7 protein-coding genes are annotated in these 23,436 nt (G+C 60.4%); 3 read left to right on the forward strand and 4 right to left on the reverse strand.

From position 1 onward, the window contains the following. The first annotated feature begins 198 nt into the window (after nt 1-198). The 3 genes from BM352_RS18170 (at nt 199) to BM352_RS18180 (ending at nt 17,360) form a co-directional block, all read left to right on the forward strand. A complete protein-coding gene (locus BM352_RS18170; RefSeq protein WP_090220515.1) occupies nt 199-12,894 on the forward strand; it encodes a beta strand repeat-containing protein in 12,696 nt (4,231 codons plus the stop codon). Then, complete coding sequence (locus BM352_RS18175) at nt 12,891-16,439, forward strand: hypothetical protein (protein ID WP_090220518.1); 3,549 nt, start codon at nt 12,891-12,893, stop codon at nt 16,437-16,439. Before BM352_RS18170 ends, BM352_RS18175 begins: the two co-directional genes overlap by 4 nt. A 126-nt stretch (nt 16,440-16,565) precedes the next feature. Next, the gene (locus BM352_RS18180) at nt 16,566-17,360 is read left to right on the forward strand and encodes an inositol monophosphatase family protein (protein WP_090220521.1); all 795 of its coding nucleotides are present in this window, start codon (nt 16,566-16,568) and stop codon (nt 17,358-17,360) included. Here the strand turns inward: BM352_RS18180 and BM352_RS18185 are convergent. The 4 genes from BM352_RS18185 to BM352_RS18200 form a co-directional block, all read right to left on the reverse strand. After that, complete coding sequence (locus BM352_RS18185; protein ID WP_090220524.1) at nt 17,357-18,421, reverse strand: ABC transporter ATP-binding protein; 1,065 nt, start codon at nt 18,419-18,421, stop codon at nt 17,357-17,359. The two genes, BM352_RS18180 and BM352_RS18185, sit on opposite strands and share 4 nt — an antisense overlap. A gap of 9 nt (nt 18,422-18,430) precedes the next feature. Continuing rightward, nucleotides 18,431-20,647, reverse strand: a complete 2,217-nt coding sequence (locus tag BM352_RS18190) for an ABC transporter permease (RefSeq protein WP_090220526.1) — start codon at nt 20,645-20,647, stop codon at nt 18,431-18,433. Nucleotides 20,648-20,650: 3 nt separating this feature from the next. Continuing rightward, nucleotides 20,651-21,676 (reverse strand): ABC transporter substrate-binding protein, encoded by a 1,026-nt coding sequence (locus tag BM352_RS18195; protein ID WP_090220528.1) that lies wholly within the window; start codon nt 21,674-21,676, stop codon nt 20,651-20,653. A 75-nt stretch (nt 21,677-21,751) separates the two neighbouring features. Further along, nucleotides 21,752-23,401, reverse strand: a complete 1,650-nt coding sequence (locus BM352_RS18200; protein ID WP_090220530.1) for a Na/Pi cotransporter family protein — start codon at nt 23,399-23,401, stop codon at nt 21,752-21,754. Between the last annotated feature and the right edge of the window lie 35 nt (nt 23,402-23,436).

Below are 23,436 nucleotides of genomic sequence, written 5' to 3' on the forward strand. Positions count from 1 at the left end.
TCTGCGCATCATTTGGGCATTTCGCAATTGTGCTTTGGCTTTGCGGTCCAACTCCCAATGAGTTCGGGGTAAATGTTGAGGTGTATTGGTATGGTTTCCCCTTTTTTAGGCACGCCACTGCTTTTAGGCAGTGGGATATTCGGCGGTAATGCGAGACCCTGTCCATGAAGATAGGGCCGACAGACAGGGACATTGGGAATGAAAGCAATTGCACGTTGGCTTGAGCTAATTGTCCATAGATTTCTGATTTCTGTCGCCTTGCTCAGCACGTTTTGGGCAGCTCAGTCGCAGGCTACGACGTTTACAACCACCGTGCCCGGCACCTCCATCACTTTGCCCGCCGACTATCCGGAGGCGGGCGGCATTGCGATCGTCATGGTCGGTGTCAATGGCAACGTCTACTACCAGTTCTCTGATCCGGCCAACGCCTTTGTCGGGTATAACAACAGGGCCAACAGAGACGAACTTGAGGGCAACCCGTTCACGGTCAACGATCCGATCCCGCTGAATTGCGGGTTCAGCTCGTGCCGCACCTATTTTGGCGGCGATCTTGCGCACGTGTATATCCGCTTCTCGGCCTATGACGGCGACACTCAGGTTGGTGGTTTCGACTACAACGACATTTCACTTCTGGTGAATGGTTACAACGTGGGCAGCTGGTCCAACCGCACCACCGAGCGCACGAACACTGCCGGCAATACGTCTCTGGGCTTCGAAAACGGCTTTGGGAACAACGTTTTTAACACCGGCTGGTTTGACTCGACCAATCCGGCGATGTTGGACAGCCTGCTTGATACCGGTCAGACCTCGACGCAGGTGCTCGACGACGACCCGAATGACAACTACTGGAACTTCCAGCGTGGCCCGTCGCTGAGCCGCCCCGAGATCGCGACCGTCGCGCCCGGCTACACCATCGACAAGACCGCATCTGTTCCGAGCTATGCGCAGGTCAACGATCCCATCACCTACACCTATGTGATCAGCAACATCGGCTCGGTCGCGATCCGCAATCTGTTGGTAGAGGACGACCAGATCGACGAGGCCGCGACCCCGATATCGTGTAACAAAACCACCATTCTGCCGCGTCCGTCCAACGATCCTGCGGGGCCGGATCAGGCAACCTGTTCGGTGACGTATCTCATCACCCAAGACGATATCGACAACGGCACGCTGACCAACGTTGCAGTCGGGAAAGGTGATCCGGACGAGGGCGTTTTAGGTGCGGTGAGCGACACCGTCACCGTCACTGGTCCAACCGCGAACCCGTCAATCGACGTGGTCAAGACCTCTACGCTGGCTGAGCCGGGCCAACGCTTTGGCAATGCTGGCACCACGGTGCCCTATCTGATCACTGCGGAAAACGACGGGAATGTCACGCTAACCAATGTGATCCTGACCGATGATTTGATCCCGTCCTTCTCCTGCACCATTCCAGAGATTGCACCGGGTGACAGCGAAAGCTGCACGGCGAACTACACGGTCAAACAATCCGATGTGGACGATTACATCGCTAACAACGCCAACGAGCTGAGCAACACGGCCCGTGGTTCAGGGACCGCCGCGCGCGGGTCTAACCCGTCGGACGATGACACACTTACGATTCCGGGCCCGTTATCGGCGCCGGATTTTACCATCGCCAAAACAGCACTCACCGGCACCTATGCGGCGGAGGGTGACACGCTCCAGTACAATGTCGAGATCACAAACACCGGCAACGTAACCTTCCCCAACGCCCCTACAGTGACAGAGGCCTTGGCAACGGCGACGGTAAATTGCCCGACCGGCCCTGTGGCGCCATTGCAGACTGTTGTGTGCTCCGTCAGCTATGACGTGGTTCAGGGCGACATCAATGACGGTCAGGTCGACAACGAAGTGACCGCCGACATCACCATTGGCGGGGTCAACGTCAACAAATCCGCCACCGCCACAGTGACGGCCACCCGCACGACTGGGCTGACGCTGGTCAAGCGGTTGGCCGCAAGCTCTCCCACCAGCTTCAACGATGCTGGCCAGACGCTGAGCTATGAGTATGTGCTGACCAACACGGGCAACGTAACCCTAGAGACGCCGACCGTCGCGGATGACGTGATTGATGTGGCGGGCTCTGTCAGTTGTGCGGCGACCGAAATCCTGCCCGATCAGGCGATCACCTGCACCGCGACCTACAGCACTTTGCAAGAGGACCTGAACGCGGGCGAAGTGACCAACATCGCCACCGCCTCTGCCGTGACGGTGGGTGCTGCGGGCGGGGCTACTGTGACCTCCGCCGACCGCACGCTGACAGTGCCTGCAGTGCAGTCGCCCGCCCTGACGCTGGCCAAGGACGGGGCGGCGCCCGCCTCCTTCACCATCGGCGAGAACATTACCTACACATTCACCGTCACCAACAGCGGCAACGTCGACATTACCGACCCGATCACCATCACCGACGACAAGATCGGCACGTTCGCCTGTCTGCCCGGACCGCTTGCGCGTGGGGCGTCTGACACCTGCACCGCCAATTATCCGCTGACGCTTACCGATGTGGCGAACGGCGCTGTCACCAATGTCGCATCCGCATCTGCTGGCGGCGTGACCTCGGCCAATGCGACCGAGACGATTTCGAACTCTGGCACACCCGCAATCACCGTCACCAAAGTGGCGTTGACCGATCCGATTGGAGCGACTGATACCAGCGTCCGGTATCGGTTCTTCATCACGAATACCGGCGACACCCAGATCATCGAGTCTGTTTCCCCGATCACCATTTCGGATGACAAAATCAACTCCTCGCCGTTCATCTGCGCCGGTCGCCAGCCATCGGTTCTGAACCTAGGCGACAGCTATGATTGTGCGCGCAACTACACGTCGATTTCTCAGGCCGAGCGGGATGCGGGCGAGGTGGTCAACACCGTCTCCGGCTCTTTCCCGTTCAACACGGGCACGGGCACGATCCAAGTCACGTCGCCTGAATATGTCGAGACGACCCCGATCACGCAGGACCTGAGCTTTACCTTTGCCAAAGAGCAGGACGGGCCGGATACGTTCCTCGCTGTGAATGAGGTGATCGACTACACGTTCACGGTGGTCAATGACGGCAATGTCACGATTACGTCCGTGTCGATAACCGACACGCTGATCCCGAATGTCACATGTCCGATCACCAACCTTGCGCCCGGTGCTTCCGATACCTGCACCGCGCAATACACCGTGAAGCAAAAAGACGTGGACGCAGGGGTGATCACCAATGTGGCGACCGCAACCGGCACAAGCGGGCAGGGCGGTCAGTTCACCGCGCCTGACGCGACAGAGACCTCCACCCTTGATCCGGCGGGCGACATCACCGGACTTGCTGTGACCAAGACGGCCAACAAAGCCGCGTTCGCTACTGTGGGTGAGACGATCACCTACACGATTGACGTGTTCAATGACGGCACCAAAACGCTGACCAACACCACGGTCACGGATATTCTGGATCCGAGTTACAGCTGTACGATCCCGACGCTGGCTCCGAACACCAGCTACGATCTGTGCCAGTTCACCTACACCGTTAAGCAAGAAGACATCGACGCGGGCGTCATCGACAATACCGCCTCTGCCGTGAACGCGGCGGTGACCGATGGGCCGGATGAGGCGTCAATCGCCATTCTCGGTCCGACCCGCGCACCAGAGCTGGAAATCGAAAAGACCGCCCGTAGCGGATACACCAACGTGGGCGACACCGTCGTTTTCGACATCCGCGTGCGCAACACTGGCAATATCACCGCCACAGGTGTCAGCGTCGAGGACGCGTCGATCTTCTCCCCTGCGGAAACCTGCGCCGTGGGCGACATCGCGCCGGGCTTTGACGCGGTGGTTTGTTCCCTGAGCTACATCGTAGATCAGGACGATCTCGACAACGGCTCTGTCAGCAACTCCGCCACTGTGACAGGCACGGGTGCTGACGGCACCCCGCTGAGCGAAACCGCGTCCGAGACCGCGCAAGGCCCGACGGCCAACCCAAGTGTGAACGTCGACAAAGTAGCCGCACAGCCGACGTATGCCTCTGCGACCGACAGCTTTGATTTCACCTTTACCGTGACCAACACCGGCAACGTGACCCTGACGGGGCTAGAGTTGGTGGACGTGGACGGCGACGGCGAGACGTTCCGCTGTGACGTGCCGGACCTGCCACCTGCGCCAGCGGTGAACTCGACCGCAACCTGTGTTGGCGGCGCGCCGATGAGCTTCACCAAGAACTTCAGTCAGGCCGACGTTGATGCGGGCAGCTACACCAACACCGCGACCGTCACCGGCGAGAGCCTTGTGGGGGCGACGCCTGTGACGGCAACGGACGCAGAAACTGTGACCGGCCCGACCCAGACCCTGACCCTGAGCATCGACAAGCGCGAAACCTTTGCGCCTGCGACCTTTGCTGCGGTGGGCGAAGTGATCACCTATGAATACGATGTGACGAACACCTCGAACATCACTGTGAGAGGCGCGATCACCGTCTCTGACAGCGTGACGTCGCTTAGCCCCGCGGTAGATGTGCCGGTGACCTGCCCCGCGACCCCGGCGGCCGGGCTTGCGCCCAATGCCAGCCTGACCTGCACGGCCAGCTACACCGTCACCCAAGAGGATATCGACAACGGTGCCGTGACCAACAGCGCGACCGCCTCGACCGAGCAACGGATCAACGGCGGTGCCGCAGCAACACCGACCACCTCTGCGCCAGACACCGAAACTGTAAACGCTTTGCCGCAACCTGCGTTTACTATTTCCAAAGGCATCAAATCCGGCTCCGCGACGACTTACAAAAACGTCGGCGACCAAGTGACGTTTGAATACACCGTCACCAACAGCGGCAACGAGACGCTGACCTCGCCCATCACGGTATCTGACGACCAGATCGCCGGCACCACGACCTGTGGCCCGATGCCTATCGCCCCCGGCGACAGCGTCACCTGCGAATTGGTCTGGACGGCGACGCAAACCGCCATCAACGCGGGTGAGATCACCAATATCGGCACGGCCTCCAGCCCTGATGTGCCAACGGATGCCACAGATACTTTCACCACATCGGCAGTGCAGGAACCGGGCTTGGCGGTTGAGAAAACCTCGACCGGTGGCACGTTCGAATTCCCCGGTGGCGTGGTGAGCTATGACTATGTCATCACCAATACCGGCAACACCGAGATCGACACTGCATTGCTGACCGTCACCGACAGCCGTATTGCGTCTGTGTCTTGTCCGGCAGGTGGCGGCATTCTGGAGCCTTTGCGCATCAATCCGGCAGCGTCCTACACCTGTACCGCCACTTACAATGTGACGCTTGAAGATGTGCAATTGGGCGAGGTGACAAACCTAGCCTCCGTCAGCGACGGCACGACCACCAGCCCGCAAGTGTCCGAAACTGTTCCGGCAGGGGCTGATCCTTCATTGAGCCTGACCAAAACCGCGCTGAGCGGCGCGGATTTCAGTGCCGTGGGCGACCGGATCGAATTTGAGTTTGTGGTCCAGAACACTTCCGTCACGCCGCCGGGTGCGTCCTTCACCGAAGAGATTATCATCAACGACCCAGACATCGGCGCGCCGTTTGTGTGTTTCACCCCACTGCTGCCTGACACGTTCTCGTCTGGCGAGATTGATAGCTGTACGGCGGAATACTTCGTCACCCAAGATGATCTGGACGCGGGCGAAGTCGTCAACCAAGCGATCGCCACCACGATCTTCGCGCCGCTTAGTCCGAACCCGATTACCGTGGTTTCTGCCCCTTCAACGGAAACCGTTCCAGCCGACCCTGCTCCGGGTCTGACTGTGACTAAATCCGTTACAGGCGGCGCCACCGATCCCAAGGTAGGCGAGTCGATTCAATACACGATCCTGACCGAGAACACGGGCAACCAGACGCTGACCCAAGTGAAGGCGTCCGACCCCAAGATTCCGGTTCTGACCTGCACCGTGGACGATGGCAGCGGCACGCAAGTTCCTGCCCCTGCCAATGTGGCGCTTGAACCGGGCGATGTTCTGACCTGCGTCGGCGATTACGTGATGACCCAAACCGATATCGACAACGGTCAAGTGGTCAACGTCGCGGCCGCCTCGGGGAATGATCCGCGCGGCAACAACGTGCCAACCACCGGCACCAACACGTTCACTTCGGTTGATCCGCCATTGCCAGAACTGACTGTCGTCAAGAGCGTCACGCCCACACCGGGCGCGGGCGATCCGGCCTTCGGTTCTGTCGGCGAGACCGTCACCTTCGTTGTCGAAGTGACCAACACCGGCAACATCACCGTGGACAGCATTTCGGTGGCGGACTCCGTCGCTGCAACCAATGCGGCCACCCCTGCGAACTGTCCGGTCGGCACTTTGGCCCCGGGGGCAAGCTCCAGCGCCTGCACCTTCGAAGTCGTGATGACCCAAGCCGAGATCGACGCAGGCAGCTTCGAGAACACGGCGACCGCCACGGGCGCGCCGCGCTCTGGTGGCAGCGTCACAGGCACGCAAACGATCAACGTCGAAGGCCCCGATGCCGAACCTGCCTTTGCTATTTCCAAGACGCCGGACGTGTCCGACTTCACCATGGTGGGCGACGAGATCGTTTATACTTTCGTTGTGGGCAACGCGGGTAACGTGACGTTGTTTGACCAGCCTGAGATCACCGACGACAAGATCGGCACCTTCGATTGCGGCACCATTCCTGTAACCGGATTGCTCCCGCTCGAGACGCTGACTTGCACCGCGACGTACGCCGTCACCCAGAACGATGTGGATGCGGGTTTTGTGACGAACATTGCGTCGGTCGATAGTGATGACGTGCCCGCACCGGCAGAAGCGACAGCGACCGTAAACGGCACCCGCACACCAGGCGTTTCGATGACCAAAACGCCGTCGATCACCGCGGATGCAGCGGTGGATGATATCATTACCTACACTTACACCGTCACCAATACAGGCAACACGCGCCTGTTTGATGTGGCTGTTACGGACGCGCAAACCAGCGCGGCTGGCACCAACCCGCTGGCTATCGCGGGCGACAGCCTGACCGAGGATAACGGCGAGACCGGAAACTCCACCGATAGCGGCGCGAATGGTAGCTGGGATGTTTTGGCACCGGGCGATGTGGTGGAATTCACCGCGTCCTATACCGTGACCCAAGCCGATGTGGACTTGGCTGCGCCTTTGACCAATGACGCGTCTGTCAGCGCCACGGGACCGCCCGGCACGACGCCCCCGTCCGACACCGCGACCGTCTCTGTGCCGGTCCAAGATACCGACCCCCAGCTCGAGGCGGTCAAACTCGTGTCCAGTTCCACCGGTAGTGAAGCGGGCGACACGGTCAACTTCTCCATCACCATTGCGAACACCGGCAACGTCACATTGGACGCGCCTGTTTTGGTCGACACCCTGACCCGCACCGACGGCACGCCACTGACGCTGACCAACGGGCCGGACTGGGATTTGGCTGATGCCGACACGTTGGGCAAGCTCGATGTGGGCGAGGTCTGGACCTACACCGCCAGCTATGTGCTGGAACAAGGTGACATTGATGCGGGCGGCGTCGCCAACCAAGTGCTGGCCACCAGCGCAGGACCGAACGGGGAAGGGGCGACCGACCGCTCCGGCAATTCTCTACCTGGTGGAGAAGACAGCCCGACGGTGTTCTCTGTGCCAGCGACGCCTTCCATTGAGGGCGAGAAAACCATCACGTCGACCACCGTTGCTGAAGGCGAGCTTGTTACCTTCCAGATCACCGCGACCAACACTGGTAACGTCACCCTGACGGGTGTCACTGCGGCGACGGCCGACGACACGTTGCTGCGTGCGGATAACACGCCTTTGACGCTGACCAGCGGGCCGAGTTTCCAAAGCTCCACCGAAGGGTCGACCGCAGGCACCCTGATCCCCGGAGAAACCGCGACCTACGTTGCCAGCTACCGTCTGGTGCAGGAAGACATCGACGCGGGCGGCATCAACAACGCGGCCATCGTGCGTGGCAGCCCACCTTTGGGCGGCCCCGTGAGCGATGCGACCGACAATGGTGATGACGGTGACGGCAACACCGAGGATGATGTCACCACGCTTGTCATCCCCGCCGATCCTGAGCTGTCTGTGTCAAAAGATCTGGCCGCGGGGGAGCCGGGCAATTACGACACGCTGGACCAAGAGATCATGTTCGAATTCACCGTGGTGAACGAAGGAAACGTGACGCTGTCCGGACCATTCACCGTGGCTGACGCGCTGATAGAAGGGCAGGGGAATGCCGTGAGCTGCCCTGTGGCGACCTTGCTGCCTGACGAAGATGTGGTCTGCACCGGATCGTATTTTGTCACGCAGGATGATCTGGACGCTGGCTCTTTCACCAACGCGGCGTCTGCTTCGGACGGCACCACCACGAGCCCCGAAGACACGATCACCGTGCCCGCGCTGCAAAACCCGTCCATGGCGGTTGAGAAAGTTGCCGGGGACGTTCCGCCTGCCAGCTTTGACGAAGGTCTGGACATCACCTACACCTACACTGTCACCAATGATGGCAACGTCACCCTGACTGACGATATTACCATTTCTGACAACCTGATCGACACCGTCACCTGTGACGCGTTGCCTGCGGGTGGCTTGTTGCCGACGCAGACGCTGGAATGTACAGGCATCTACACCGTCACGGCGGATGACGTGTTGCTGTTCTCGGTCACGAACCTTGCGTCCTCGACCAGTGGTGCGACGACCAGCCCGCTGGTGTCGGAAACCATTCCGAATGAGGCGACCCCGTCGCTGGTCATCACCAAAACCGCAGAAGCAGGTGCGACCTTTGCCGAGGTGGGCGACGAGATCACCTACACATTCGACGTCACCAATGACGGCACCCAAGCGTTCAGCGCGGAGATCCTGATCTTTGACGATAAAATTCCTGGCGGCGACACCGGGCTCAGCTGCCCGCTGCCCGCTGGCGATAGCACGTTGAGCGTGGGTCAGACCATCAGTTGTGACTTTATCTACGCCGTAACCCAAGACGATCTGGACGCGGGCGAAGTGGTCAACGAAGCCTATGCGCAGACCAACTTTGGCGATCCGAACAACCCGACGCCTGTGACCTCTGCCCCGACGACGGAAACCGTTGCGGCGGACGAGCAACCAGGGCTGACGCTGGACAAAACATCAGCCCCGAACCCTGCCGGACCGCTGAATTCCACCGTCACCTACACACTGGTTGTCACCAACACGGGTAACCAGACGCTGAACTTCGTTTCGGTCGAGGACGAGCGCCTTCCGGGTCTTGTCTGCGAAGCTCCGAGCCTGCTGCGTGGCGACGCGCTAACCTGTAATGCCGACTACATCGTGACCCAAGAGGATATCGACGCGGGCGGCATCACCAACACCGCATCCGCAACGGCTCAGAACCCGAGCGGCGCGCCGGTTGGCCCGATCGAGGCTGTCGAAGTCACTGGCGTGCCTGCCGCAGCGCCTGGCCTAACTGTCAAGAAAACTTCTAGCCCGACAGTTCTGGGTGCGGTTGGCAGCTTTGTGACCTTCAACTTCGAGGTTGAGAACACCGGCACGACGACGCTGCAAAACATCTCGGTCGATGATGCGCTGGATACCGGCCCTGCCTGTGTCATCCCGCGCCTTGCACCGACAGAAATCGACGCGGTGACATGTTCCTTCATGCTGGAAGTCACGCAAGATATGATTGACGACGGCTTCGTGACCAATGACGTCACGGTCGGGGCAACCGACCTGTTGGACAACCCCACCACCGGCACCGACAGCATCACTGTTCCCGGACCTGCGCGCGTCCCATCGTTGGAAGCAACAAAGATTGCGACCAGCACCGGCCAAGCGGTTGACGATACGGTTACCTATCTGCTCAGCGTCGAGAACACCGGCAATGTGACCCTGTCGCCGCCGCGCATCACAGACGTTATGCGACGCAACAACAACACGGACACGGGCCTGACCACGCCGTTCGTGCTGGTCTCGGGCGATGCCAACAGCGACGACATGTTGGACGTGGACGAAACATGGGTTTACAGCGCCACGCATGTGATCACCCAAAGTGACGTCAACGCGACCGGCTTTACCAATACCGCGACTGTCGAGGCTGACGGCCCCGCCGGCACGGGCACGGTGGATGACATGTCCGACAACGGCAATGACAGCGACGGCAACACCGAGGATGATCTCACGCCGTTCAACATCACCGCAGAGCCGCAGATCACCACCACCAAGGTTGTCACCGGCACGCCGGGCACGATGGCGGGCGAAAGCGTCAGCTGGACCATCACCGCGCGCAATACGGGCAATGTAGATATTTCGGGTGTTGAAATCAGCGACTCCCTGACCCGTGCGGACGGCACTCTTCTGCCACCGCCACCGATCACCACGGCCCCTGCAAGCACCGATTTGGACGTGGGCGAGGAGCTTGTCTGGGTGCTGACGCATGAGCTGTCCCAAGAAGATATCGACGCGGGCGGGCTGTCCAACAGCGCGACCGTGTCAGGCGAGGGGCCAAACGGCGAACCTGTCGAGGATATTTCGGCGGATGAGGACCCGTTCGATGGCGATATCGAGTCCGATCCGACTGTTCTGACCATTCCGGCGGCGCCGGGGCTGGACGTCATCAAGACGCTTAAAACGCCGGGCGTGAGGCAGGGCGAAGTGATTGTGTTCACCATCACCGCCGAGAACACCGGCAACGTGACCCTCTCAGGCGTGACTGTCGCCGATCAGTTGACCCGCATTGGCGGCGGCACGCTGACGGTCGATAGCGTGGCGTTTGTCTCGGGCGATAAAGGCTCCTCGGCGGGTACTATTCAGGTGGGCGAAACCGTGACCTATGAGGCGTTCTACACGCTGCAACTGGCGGATGTGGACGCGGGCGGGGTGTCGAACTCTGCCATTGTTACAGGCACTACGCCACTGGGCGCGACGCTGGCGGATACCTCCAATAACGGCGACCCCAACGACGGCAACGATCTGGACGACCCCACCGTAGCGGCGATTGCGCCGGCACCGGCCAACACGCTGACCAAGACCGCGGGCGAGCCTGTGGTGCTGTTCCCGACCGTCTATCAGGTGACCTTCACCATGGAGGTCACGAACACCGGCAACGTCACCCAGTCGGGCTATCAGATTTCCGACGATCTGGCTGATTTCGCGGGCAGCGCGCAGATCGTTACCGATGACCCGTTCGACATCACTGTGCGTGTGTGGGGATTCACCGGCGGTGCAGCGAACACGGCCTATGACGGATCTAGCGTGATCGACACGATTTCAGGCGATGCATCCTTGGCCCCTGGTGAGACCGGGACCGTAGAAATTGATGTTGTTTATCAAGTAGATGCAGGAACCGCGACGGGATCAAACGTCGCCTCTGTCACTTCGGATGACCTGCCGACGCCGGCCCCGAGTAACGAGGCCAGCGTGCCGCTTCCTGACACTGATGGCGACGGTATTCCGGATTCGCTTGAAGGCTGTTCGCCGTTGGCTGGCAATGACCGCGACGGCGACGGTATCTGCGACGCAGAGGACTTTGACCCGACCGGCTATTTCTACTGCGAGGATGACGGGCGGCTTCTGCCGGGTGGATCCATCTCGGTCACAGGTCCTGCGGGCACCCAGACCGGCGTCGGATCGTCGAACAATATCCGCATTGTGCAAGATGGCGCGACGAGTCAGTTCGTCTTCTTCGTGACCCGTCCGGGCACTTACACGCTGAACGCCACTTACCCGAGTTTGGGCGTGCCAAGCACGACGCGCACCACTTTGGGGACATTGGACGCAACGACCTTGCTGCCAGCGAACCCAGCGTCTTTGGGGGCGTCGGAAGTGGGCAACACCAACGTGTTGTCGGACTTCACTGCGGCGGGGAACCCGTTCTACACGACCTTCACGTTTGCTCCGGGTGATCCGTTCATCATCAACAACAACCTGCCGCTTGAGAACTGTCAGGGCATCCCCGACATTCTGGCGACCAAGCAGGCGGACCGCGAAAGCGCCGTGTTTGGCGAAACGGTGAACTTCACGCTGAGCTTCACCAACAACACGTCCAACACTGTCACCAACATGAACCTCGTGGATCTGTTGCCTGCGGGTATGCTCTACACCCCCAACTCTGCGGTGGTCGATGGCGCTCCGCTGGAGCCGACGGTGACTGGACTGCGCTTGACTTGGGCAGGGCTGACGATCACGCCGACGCAGACGATCAACATCACGTTGGCGGCGCGTGTGGTGGCGAATGGCAGCTATGGCGAGTTGACCAACCGCGCCTTCATGACCGACGCGGCAGGAAACCAGTTGTCTAACACTGCCACGGCGACGGTGCGGATCGAGCCGGAGCATGTGTTCGATTGCTCTGACATTATTGGCAAGGTCTACGACGACCGGAATCAGAACGGCTACCAAGACCAAGGGGAGCCGGGCCTGCCGGGTGTGCGTCTGGCGACCGTGCGCGGCTACCTGATTACCACCGACGAGTATGGCCGCTATCACGTGCCATGTGCGGAACTTCCGAAAGACATCGGCTCCAACTTCACGCTGAAGCTGGACACGCGGACCTTGCCCACGGGCTACCGCGTCACCACCGAGAACCCGCGCGTCATCCGCGTTACGGCTGGTAAATTTGCCAAGCTGAACTTTGGTGCGGCGCAGTCGAACGTCGTCGATATCGACCTGACCGCGCGGGCCTTTGACGCTGAAGGCAAACCTGTCGACGCGTTGGGCAAGGGTCTGGATCAACTGGTGCGCAAGATCGCGGTGACGCCTTCAGTGGTGCGGCTCAGCTATATCCTGCGCGACGAGGATCCGAAAACCGCGCAAGCACGTCTGAAGCTGGTCGAGGCGATGATCCGAGAGAAATGGCGCGGGGGCGGGCGCTACAAGCTGAACATTGAACGCACCGTCAAACGTACCGCAAAGGGGGCAGGGCAATGAAACTGACCACTCCGTTCTTCCGCGCCCTCGCCTTCGGTGTCAGTTTGCCGCTTGTGGCTCAGGCCCAGAGTTTTGACGTAGATTGCACCGTTTCTGGCGGTGTGCTCCCTGCCGAATGTGCGCAGCCCAATGCGGGCGAAGCCGTATCGGTTGCTGTCGGCGCGAATACCGAGATCGACAACGACACCGCCATTCTGGGAGATAGCGGTTTCTCGATCTCGATTGATGGAGAGACTCTCGTAGGTGACGCGCGGGTCGAGGATTTGACCCGCAAGACCGACATCGCGCTATCGAATGCTGACGTACAGGTGAAGTTCGACGGGCTGGGCGCGCGCCCTGCGCTGAACCTTGCCATCACCAGCGACAACACATCTTACGAGGCGGGTGACACCGTCACCTTCCGGTCCAAAACCAACTACCCCGCTTATCTGACGCGCGGCGAGGTGCGGATCGTTGACTATTCCAGCCGCTCCGGCCCGCGTGTGGTGGCGGTTGTCCCCGTTGCCCCGAATGGCACTGTTTCCGTTGTGGTCCCGGAGGGCAGTGATCTGGTGGCCGTGCACCGTGTTTATGACGCGCGAGGCCGCTTTGACGAGACCGAAGCGCTTGGTCTGAACCAAGATTTGCGCGGCGATTTCGGCTCTGTCGCTGCTGATGTAGACGAGGGCGAGGACCGCACCGCCATTCGCCGGATTGCCGTATCCGGCGGGGCTGTCACGGTCTACGGCACCGGTGTGCGCCAAGGAGCAACCGTTACAGCATTGGGCGAAACGGTGACCCCTGCGCCTGATGGCAGCTTTGTGGTGCAGCGCATTTTGCCCGCTGGCGAAACGGATGTAGAGGTGCGCGTCTCCGGCGCGGGCGAGGATTTGTATTTGCAACGCGGCGTGTCCATTCCGAAATCCGAATGGTTCGGCGTAGCGACGGCTGACCTGACATTTGGCTACCGTGCCGACGGCGGCAAGAATGCTGCGGGCGGCAGCTTCGAAAAATACTACGACCGTGGGCGGTTGGCCTTCTACACCAAAGGCAAAACCCAAAGCGGCTGGGAAATCACCGCCAGTGCCGACACGGGCGAAGATGATCTGAGCGAGATATTCCGCAACCTCGACAAGAAAGACCCGCGCCATCTGCTGCTGCGGCTCGACAGCGATAAAGCCTATCCCGTCTATGGCGACGACAGCACGATCGTTGAGGATGCACCGACCTCTGGCAAGTTCTACGTGCGCGCCGAGAAAGACGCCAACTACCTGATGTGGGGTAACTACAAGGGCAACATCACCGGCTCGGAATTCCTGCGCAACGAGCGCACGCTCTACGGGGCGCAAGGCCACTACGCGACGCAAGAGCAGACCGGCAAAGGCGAGGCGCGCGCGACCATCGACCTTTATGCCGCGCAGCCCGACAACCTTCCGGGGCGCGACGTGTTCCGTGGCACGGGCGGTTCGGTCTACTTCCTGCAGCGTCAGGACTTGTCCATCGGGTCCGAGACGATCAGCGTCGAAATCCGCGACCCAGACACGGGCCGTGTGATTAGCCGGCAAACGCTGGTCTATGGCCGCGACTACGACATCAACTACCTGCAAGGTATCGTCACGCTGACCTCGCCTTTGACGGGCGCCGTGGGCGGCGGCACTGTGGTGACCGATCCGTTGGGCGAAAACACCGTGCAACTGACGGTGAACTACGAATTTACCCCCACGGCTGGCACCATCGACGGCTATGCTTATGGTGGCCGCGCCCAAGTCTGGGCGACCGACCAGTTGCGCTTGGGGGCCACGGGGATGGTCGAGCAGACCGACATTGCCGACCAACGCGCTTACGGCGCCGACCTGCGTTACGAGCTGACCGACAACACCTATCTGGAGCTGGAATACGCCCGCACGGAAGGGCCCGGCTTCGGGCAGTCTTTTTCCTCCGACGGGGGTTTGATCGTCACCAATACCAACGCGGTAGGCGGCACAGGCGAGGCGTATCTGGCACGTGGTCAGGTGGAGTTCGCCGACATCAACCCAGAGTTGAACGGGCGTGCTTCATTCTATGCGGAGCGGCGCGAAGCCGGCTTCTCGACGCTGGATTACCAGACAACGAATGACGAAGACCTGTTCGGCTTCGCGCTAGAGTACGAACCCACTGCGCAACTGAGCTGGCGTCTTCACTATGACGACTTCAAGGACAGTGCGGGCAAGACCGTGCGCGAAGCGGGAGCAGAGCTGACCTACAAGATGTCCGAGCGCCTGACATGGGATTTCGGCGTCGAACATATCCGCAAGAACACACCGGGTGACCCGACCGAGACGGGGCAACGCACGGACGTGGCCGCAAGGCTGACTGTGACCCAAAGCGAGCGGCTGGAATGGTATGTCTACGCGCAAGGCACGGTGAAGCACTCGGGCGGGCTGACCAAAAACCACCGTGTGGGTGCTGGCGCGCGCTACGAGTTTGCCGAGAACTGGAGCTTCGAGGGCGAGATTTCCGACGGCTCGACAGGGGTAGGGGCCTTGGCACTGTTCTCCTACGAGAGCGATGAGAATACCTCCGCCTATTTCGGCTACACGCTGGACCCGCGCCGCGAGTTCAACGGGGTGACGCTGTCGGGCAAGGATCGCGGACGGTTCATCACCGGCGGGCGGCGCAAGCTGGGCCGCGACGTGGAGATCTATGCCGAGAACACCTATGACTTGTTCGGAACGCACCGGTCGCTGACCTCGACCTATGGCGTCGATTACGAACGTAGCGAGTTCCTGACCTATTCGGCCTCCGCCGAACTGGGGCGGATCAAGGATCCTGCGGGCGACTTTGACCGCACGGCGCTGTCCTTCGGGGTGCGTTACGAGAACCAGACCGGCATGTCCGCGCGCGGTCGTTTGGAATATCGCCGCGATCGTGGGGTGTTGTCGGGCACAAAGCGGGATGGCGACACCATCGCTGCCGCTGCAACCGTGCGTTACAAGATCGACGAATCGCAGCGGCTGCTGTTCAGCTTTGACGGCACCTATACTGACACAGACGGCTCTTCGATCCCCGATGGGCGCTATGCCGAGGTTACCTTGGGCTATGCCTATCGCCCTATCGACAATGACCGTCTGAACGTGCTGGCCAAATATACCTATCTGCACGATCTCTACGGTCAGGAAATTGACGGCACCAACGATCCGGGGCCACGCCAGAAAAGCCATATCCTGTCCTTGGATGCATCCTATGACCTGAACCGTCAGTGGACGATTGGCGGTAAAGTGGGTTTGCGGTTCTCGCAAAGCTCTCCCAATGCCACCATCGCGTTCCAGAAAAACGATGCGTGGCTACTGGTCGCGAATGCGCGCTACCACGTTACCCACAAATGGGATGTGCTGTTGGAAGGGCGGATGCTTCAGGCGGATCAAGCGGGCACCACCGAGTTCGGGTTGCTGGGGGCGGCGTATCGCCATTTCGGGAACAACTACAAAATCGGTGTGGGCTACAACTTCGGAACGTTCTCGGACGATCTGAGCGATTTGACCTATGACGACCGCGGCTTGTTCATCAACCTGATCGCCAAGTTCTAAACTCATGCAAGGTGAAGGAGCGGCACGCCGCCCCTTCACAGCTCGCTTGACGCGGCAAATGCGTGTGCCGTTTACTGAGGTCGTGACGGCGCACTCGCCTTCGGGGCGACATTCAGGGACGCATTTATGGACAACAAACAACGACTCGAGACGCTGGTAGAGATTTGCGCGCAGGCTGGGGAACTGGCGATGGGCTATTTCGAGAACCAGAACGATCTAGTGGTCGACCGCAAGGGCCATCAGGACTTCGTCAGTCAAGCCGACCGCAATGTTGAAGTCCTGACCCGCAAGTTGCTGGAAGAAGCCTTCCCCGATGACGGTATTGTGGGGGAGGAAGACGACCCCAAGCCTGGCACGTCTGGCTTCACTTGGGTGATCGACCCGATTGACGGGACCACCAACTTCATCAACGGCATTCCCGCGTGGACTGTGGTTGTCGCAGGGGTGTGTGACGGCAAAACGCAGATCGGGGTAATCCATGATCCATGCCACTCCGAAACCTTTGCCGCGCGGGCAGGCGGCGGGGCGACGCTGAACGGCAAAGCGCTGGTGCTTGATGACCCGCGCGCGCTGAACGAAGGAACAGTCGGGGTGGGCTATTCCAACCGCGTGGACGCGCAGGGGGTCATCCGCCTTGTCACGGGATTGGTGGAGAAAGGCGCAATGTTCCACCGCAATGCGTCGGGCGCGCTGTCGCTGGCCTATGTCGCCGCTGGCAGGTTGCTGGGCTACGCGGAAGAGCACATGAACGCGTGGGACTGCATTGCCGGACAGCTTATCGTGGCAGAGGCGGGCGGCGTGGTCGAAGAGCAGGACGCGGACGCGATGATCGCAGATGGAGGTCGCGTCATTGTCGGCACCTCTGCGGTGTTCAAGCCTTTGCTTGCGATTTGCGAAGCGTCTTTCCCGCCGACGACCTAGCCTTCAGGCAGCAACACAGGGCCCTTTTCCGCAAAGCCGACGGTGACGTCGCTGCCCACGTTTAGCGGGCTGTCCACATCGTCTTGCACGGCGAACATCGAGCCAAACTCGGCCTCTAACGTGTATTCCATGCGCACTCCCACATAGGTCGCCTTGGCGATCTTTGCCTTGAACCCGTCTTTGGCGCCGATGACCAAACGCGAGGGGCGCACCGCCATTGTCGCAGGCCCAACGGGGATGCCGCGGGACGGCAACTGATAGCGGTAGGTTTCAATTGCAATGGTGGCTTGGTCCCCGTCCACTTTCTCAATGGTGCAAGGCAGCAGGTTCGCTTCGCCGATGAAGTCCGCAACAAAGCGGTCAACGGGGGCATCATAAAGCTGGCGGGGTGTGCCGATCTGGGCAATGGCGGCGTTGCGCATCACCACGATTTCGTCCGAGACGGCCAGCGCTTCTTCCTGATCATGGGTCACATAGACAACCGTCAGGCCAAGGTCTTTCTGGATGGCGCGAATATCCTCACGCACCTGACGCCGCAGCTTGGCGTCGAGGTTGGACAGCGGCTCGTCAAACAGCAAAACCTGCGGCTCCAGCACCAAGGCGCGCGCAACCGCGACGCGCTGCTGCTGGCCGCCGGATAATTCGCTGGGCAGGCGGGCATCGAAACCCTTGAGGCCGACGAGGTCTAGGCCCACCAAGGCACGTTCTCGCGTTTCGGCTTTCGAGAACCCCGAGAAGGACAGCCCGTAGGATACGTTTTCCAACACCGACATATGCGGGAACAGCGCGTAGGACTGGAACACCATCGACACGTCGCGGTCGGTCGCGGGCAGAGTGGTTACATCCGCGTCGCCGATCAGGATGCGGCCTTTCGTGGCCATCTCCAGCCCGGCGATCATCCGCAAGGTTGTGGTCTTGCCGCACCCCGACGGGCCAAGCAGGGTCACCAGCTTTCCTGCCTCGATCTCAAGGTTCACATTGTCCACGGCCAGCACGTCGCGGCCATAAATCTTGCTGACATTCTGGAAGCTTACCGGCGCAGCCTTGGAGTTGATTTTCATACTGTTCCCTCAGACATTTGTGCGCGACTGGCTCATGCGCCGCCCGATTTCGGTGCGCCCGACGATCAGTTGCATGACTCCCACGACGGTCAGCATCACGAAGATCAATGTTGTCGAATAGGCGATGGCCAGACCGTAGTCGTTATTCTCGACCCGCCCGATGATGTAGCTGGTCGCCATGTCATATTCCGCCGACACAAGGAAGATCACCGCCGAAATGGCCGTCATTGCCCGCACGAAGCTGTAGACCAACGCCGCCAAAATGGCAGGGCGCAGCAACGGCAGGATCACCTTGCGGAAGGTCTGCCAGCTGTTGGCCCCAAGGGTGAGCGACGATTCATCGAGCGATTTGTCGAGCTGCGACATCGACGCGATCCCCGCGCGCACCCCAACGGGCATGTTGCGGAAAATGAAGCTGATGATCAGGATCAACCCTGTGCCGGTGATCTCGATCGGCGGGACGTTGAAGGCAAGGATGTAGCTGACGCCAATGACAGTGCCGGGAATGGCAAAGCTGAGCATGGTGCCGAACTCGAACGCGTTCTTGCCCGCGAATGTTTGGCGCGTCAGTAGGTAGGCGGTGATCAAGCCAACCACTGCTGTAAGCGGGGCCGCTGCCGCTGCGATGTAGATGGTCGTCCAGAAGCTATCCCAAGCCGCGCCGGTCCAACGGATACCGCTATCCTCGATCCTGACGGAGAAGGCAGTGACGTAATGCTTGAAGGTCAGGTCATTGTTGACGCCCCAAAGCTCCACCACGCTGCCGTAAAGGATCATCCCGTAGATCACGATGGTGAACAGCCCCCACGCGCCGGCGATCACGAAGACCGGAATGGAAAGCCCGCTTGGCATCATCGGATGCACGCCTGCGTCACCTTTGCCGGATACTGTGGTGTAGCTTTTCTTTCCCAGCCACGCGCGCTGCGCGTAGAAAGCCGACAGGGTGAAGAACAGCAGCACCATAGCCAGCACTGCCGCGCGGCCTTGGTCATATTGTGCGCCGACAATGGCGAAGAAAATCTCGGTCGACAGCACGTCGAAGTTGCCGCCAAGCACCAGCGGGTTGCCGAAATCTGCCATACTTTCGATGAAGCCCAGCAGGAAGGCGTTTGCAAGGCCGGGCCGCATCAGGGGCAGTGACACAGTGCGGAAGGTTTGCCACTTGTTGGCCCGTAACGTTTGTGCGGCTTCCTCCATTGAAGGGGAGACGCCCTCGACCACGCCGATCAGCACGAGGAAGGCGATTGGGGTGAAAGCCAGAACCTGCGCGATCAGCACGCCCGGCAGGCCGTAAAGCCACCGGCTAGGCTGCACGCCAAAAAGCTCTGACACAAATTGTGTGACAGCGCCGGACAGGCCGAACAGCAAGATCAGCGCCAACCCGATCACGAAGGGCGGGGTGATGATGGGCAGAACTGTCAGGGCCCGAAGCGCGCGTTTGTAGCGGAAGCCGGATCGGGTGACGACCAGCGCGAAGACAAGGCCAAGCACCGTGGTCAGCAGCCCCACGAGGACTGCGAGGAACAGCGAGTTCCACGCCACGCCACACCGCCCGCCGCTCAGGCATCCCAAGCCCCAGAGCCTGTCGTCAAAGAACTTTGCTGCGAACACGCTGACGGAATAACCGCCCCCTTCGGTGACGAAGGCGGCCAGCAACATTTTGGCGATGGGGAAGAACACGAAGGTGGTCACGATGACAATCACGCCACCAATGGCGCTGACCACAAAAACATCCCCGTTGATGGCTCCACGCGCCGCAACGCCTTGGGTGAACAGGAACAAGAAGGCGGAGGCTGCGACCATCGCGCCGAACCCCATGCCGAATTGCCGGTCGTCAAGCTCCCCGAAGACGGCCTTCAACCATTCGAAATTGAACCCGCGGATCCCAATGCCGAAGCCCTGCGCGGTCAGCCAGCCAAAGCCAAGCGCGCCAGACAGGATCAAGATTTTCGCGTAGAGGGGATCGCTTTTGGGCCGCCCGATTGCGAGAAGCGACAGCGCTAGCGGCAGGATCAGCGGCGCGAGCCAGAGCTTTTCACCCTGTGCAATCAGGAAGGCCGCAGGGGCATAATCTTCGTCGAACGGATAGCCGTCCACCAGCCATTCAAACGACAGGATTCCGTCCTCCACCCCGTACCAGGGGAGAAGCAGGAACCCGACCCACCCCGCCACGATCCAGAAGATCAGCGCGGGGTGGGAGGTCTTGGTGCTTGTGGTGTTACGCAAGGATTATTGCGGCAGTGTAGAGACGTCTTCGTCCCATTTTTGCAGCAGGCGCTTGCGCTCGTCCGACGACCCGTAGGTTTTGAAGTCGTAGTCGATCAGCTTGATGGACGACATGTCCGGCGCAGAAGGCGAGGTTTCGGCGCCTTTGTTGGACGGCACTTGGAACGCGTTAACTTGCAGTGCCAGATTTTGCGCATCAGCGGAGAGTGCCCAGTCATAGAACTTCTTGGCCTCGTCCATGTTGCGCGCGCCTTTGATGATCGACATGGAGCCGATCTCGTAGCCGGTGCCTTCACACGGGGCGACAACTTTGACGGGGAAACCCGACACAGCCTGCGCCACGGCGTCGTGCATGAATACGATACCGATTGTGTTCTCGCCACGGCCAGCCGCTTTGATCGGGGCCGAACCGGACTTGGTGTATTGGTTGATGTTGGCGTGCAGGCCCTTCATGAAATCGAAGCCGTCGTCTTCACCAAACAGTTGCACCATCGTCGCCAAGGTCGTGTAGGCCGTGCCCGAGGAGTTCGGGTTCGCCATTTGCACATGGCCTTTGTATTCAGGCTTTAGCAGGTCTTTCCAGCAGGCAGGTTCCGGCAGGTTGTTCGCCGCCAACAGGTCGGTGTTGTAGCCATAGCCCAACGCGCCCGAATAGATGCCGATGGTCTTGTCGCCGGCACTTGTGGCTTGCGAAATCGCCCAGTCGTTAAGCTCGCCGCGCATGGGGGAGACATAGGGTTCCGTCAGGTCTTCCTCTGCGGCTTGCAGGTGCGGATCACCGGTGCCGCCCCACCAGACATCGCCTTTCGGGTTGGTCGATTCCGCTTTGATCTGGGCAAAGGTTTCGCCCGATGACTTGCGGGTCATATTGACGTCGATGCCGGTCGCATCCTCGAAACTTCGTGCCATCAGTTGGCACCAGTCTTCTTGCGCCGAGCAATAAAGCGTTAGCTTATCAGCCTGCGCCGCCGACACGCTGGCCATCATCGCCAACAGTGACGGGATCGCCAGTTTTGTGAACTTTCTCATAGTATCCTCCCTAGGTTTACGTCGTCTTGGTCTTAGTTGCTGCTCTTTGAGGCAGCTTGGTCAACAATTTTCTGCTCAGCCTGTCTCGTCAGCGGTGCTAAGGCGGCTTGATAAAAGCGCGCCGGTGGCTTCAACAATCGGGTAGGCCGCGTAGGTAAACGCCGTGTTCACCTGTTTGAGTGCGCGGATGGTTTCCTGATGCAGATTGCTGGTCTCCACACTCGCAGCATTGCCGCTGCGCAGGCGGTCAAGGTGGTGCGCCTGAAGGCGATGTTCTGCGTCCCGCGCGCGGTCTTTCTCCTCCACAAGTTGTATCGCCGCTTCGGCGTCGCCTGTCATCAGCACGTTCAGGCCAAGCTGCACATTTGACAATACGCGGTCGTGGAAATCGGTGAGGTCACGTAAACCCTCCTTAGAGAAGGACAGCCCGTCCGCATGGAGCTTGCGCGCGTTCTCGACAAGGTTGGACGACACCTGATCGCCTGCGTCCTCCAGATGGTTGGCGATGGTTGCGATATCCATTGCGCGGCTTGCCTGCGCGGCGGACAGCACGCCTTCCTGCAACTGTGCAATGTAGAGCTTCACCTCGAAATGCATGCGGTCCACCTCGTTCTCGCTTTCGCAAATCGTCTGGTAGACGGCTTCGTCCCATTCGCTCATCAGGCCCAGGGCGGGGACGAGCATTGTATAAACCTGCTCCCCCATCTCCAGAACTTCGCGGGCAGCGCAGGCCAAGGCACGCTCGGGATCGGTGGTTGTCATGTCCAAGGCACTTATGCGCCGCGGCTTGGATGCGGCTTTGTCAGGCAGCATGGCGGTGGCAAGGCGCAGGGCTGGTGTGATCAACGCCATTCCGAGGCCCAGAACCACCACGTTAAACAGCAGGTGGATGTTGATCGATTGCACCGCTGCATCCGCGCCAAGCAGACCCGTGTGATCGCGCCATTCAAGGAGGGCAATCAGCGCAAGCACCGCGCCGCCACCACGAATCAAGAGGTTCGCGAGCATCACCCGTCTGGCCGATTGCGCGGCGGACATGGTCAGTAATACTGGGATCGTGGCACCACCAAGGTTCGCGCCCAATACGATTGCGGCGGCGGTCGGAGCCTGAAGGATGCCTTCGGCGGCCATGGCAACAACAGCCAGAACGGTGGCAACGCTGGAATGAACGGCCCACGCCAGAACGGCGCCGAGCAGGAAGGAGGTCAACAAATCTTGCGACAGGTAGGAGAAGATCAGCGCGGTGACTTCGCTCTCTTGCAGGGGTGCGGTGGCGGCGCGGATCATGGTCAGCGACGTTAGCACCAAAGCGATGCCAATGATGATGCGCCCGGTTTGTTTGGCGCGTCGGGATTGGGCCTTCAGGAATAAGGCGACCCCCACGACCAGCAGGACAGGGATCAGCGCAGAGATGGGCGTCAACAGAATGCGTGAAGCGATGGCGGACCCGAGATCAGCCCCTAGGATTACGGCCAAGCTGCTCCCGGCCGACAAGGTGCCAGCGGCGGCAAACCCCGCGACCAGCATGGCCACAGCGGTCGAGCTTTGCATCGCGATGGCGGCTAAAAGTCCGCTGGCGGCGGCGGTTGAGTTTTTCTCGGACGCGCGCCGGACGCCTGTGCGAAGCGGCCCAGAGAAGCCGCGTTCAATCCCAGTGCGCACCAACCGCACGGACCACAAGAGCAGCGCGATTGCCCCTGCAAGATTCCCGACGATCAGGATCACAGACCTATGCCCGATCCAAGTTTTACCTCATTCAG

It is taken from the genome of Litoreibacter janthinus, assembly GCF_900111945.1.
Lineage (GTDB): Bacteria > Pseudomonadota > Alphaproteobacteria > Rhodobacterales > Rhodobacteraceae > Litoreibacter > Litoreibacter janthinus.

Excerpts from the sequence above, each read along its gene's own strand:
- BM352_RS18170 (WP_090220515.1), top strand. The coding sequence starts at position 199 with ATGAAAGCAATTGCACGTTGGCTTGAGCTAATTGTCCATAGATTTCTG.
- BM352_RS18175 (WP_090220518.1), top strand. The coding sequence starts at position 12,891 with ATGAAACTGACCACTCCGTTCTTCCGCGCCCTCGCCTTCGGTGTCAGT.
- BM352_RS18180 (WP_090220521.1), top strand. The coding sequence starts at position 16,566 with ATGGACAACAAACAACGACTCGAGACGCTGGTAGAGATTTGCGCGCAG.
- BM352_RS18185 (WP_090220524.1), bottom strand. The coding sequence starts at position 18,421 with ATGAAAATCAACTCCAAGGCTGCGCCGGTAAGCTTCCAGAATGTCAGC.
- BM352_RS18195 (WP_090220528.1), bottom strand. The coding sequence starts at position 21,676 with ATGAGAAAGTTCACAAAACTGGCGATCCCGTCACTGTTGGCGATGATG.